Source organism: Pedobacter sp. 01T416_2 (genome assembly GCF_056398925.1).
Genome location: NZ_JBFTQI010001127.1, coordinates 1 through 1,323, shown reverse-complemented (window position 1 = coordinate 1,323; position 1,323 = coordinate 1). Strand labels below are relative to the sequence as shown.

At 39.3% G+C, this 1,323-nt stretch carries 1 protein-coding gene; it reads left to right on the top strand.

What is annotated here, in order from left to right:
- Window positions 1–112: 112 nt before the first annotated feature.
- On the top strand, window positions 113–1,323 hold a 1,211-nt coding region (locus AC1DPQ_RS27945), incomplete at its 3' end, for a GNAT family N-acetyltransferase (RefSeq protein WP_477611597.1).

The following is a 1,323-nucleotide window of genomic DNA, read 5'->3' as shown; positions in this document are numbered from 1 at the left end:
CAGATGTATTGTGAAGCTGGAGGCGATAAATAAGTATTAATTCAAAGATCAATGCATACAGAAGTTGCATCCCCCCATTTTTTCTTAAATTAGCCAATTGCCAATCTAAATTATGCTTTCAGAAATTAAAATTGCAACGATCGACCACCTAGATGAGATCGACAAATTATGGGGTTTTGACAGAGCAACACTTGGGTTTATGTCAAGAGGAGCTTTTGTTCAGGCCATAAAAAAAAGGTGGATATTAGTATCTATATCTCAGGATAAGGTCGAAGGTTATTTACAGTTCAGATTTACCCAGAAAACCCAATGCCTAAGTATTGTTCATTTATGCATTGACAGAAAACACCGGGGCAAGGGAATATCAGATCTTCTCATCAATAAACTTGTTGAAAATTTTCGGAATCAGTCCAGGGGGATACGCCTTAACTGCCGGACAGATTATAAAAATGCAATTGCATTCTGGACACGTTACGGCTTTACCCCTAAGGGGCAGCTACCTAGCAGGGGAAGTGACCAAAGCGTCCATTTAATCACATGGTGGTATAGTTTCGGCACTTTAGATCTATTTTCGGCCATCACCACCGACAAGGTTAATGCTGTTTTAGACTTCAACATCATAGCAAAAATGATGGAACCGGACCTTGACGAGCGCACCAAGCAAGAAATACTGGCCCTCCAAAGTGACTGGCTGGCCTCGGAAGTAGAATACTTTAGAACCAGCGAGACAACAAACGAAATCTTCCGTGACCAAAATACAGAGCGGCGTAATCGTAGTAAAGCTTTTTTAAAACACTTCCAGGAGCTTAATATAGATAAAAGCATAATGCCTGAATTTGAAGGCGAGCTGTTAAAAATATACAAGGGCAAAACAGACAATGACCAATCTGATAGGAGACAGATTACAGAGGCTATCCTATCTGGCTTTCCATATTTTGTTACCTTAGATGAAGGTATACTGATGCATCGCAAAGATGTACTTGAGCAATTTGGCATCAGCATTGTCCGCCCAATAGATTTTGTATCAGAAATTGACTTAACCTTAAATTCTATTGATTATTACCCAGACAAGCTTTCGGGCAATAATTTCACTATAGGAAAACTTGTTCCTTCTGAAAGGGAATCTCTTGAAAATGTATTTTTAAGTAACCAAACCGGCGAAAAGAAAACCATTTTTAATCAGCGAGTAACTAACGCACTTGCAAACCAAAATGGCGGCGTTACCGTGATAAAAGAAAAAAACGAAAACGTAGCTTTCTTCGCTTATACTGATGGAGGTAAATTTTTGGAGGTATCGCTATTGAGAACCAAACAGTACAGGCT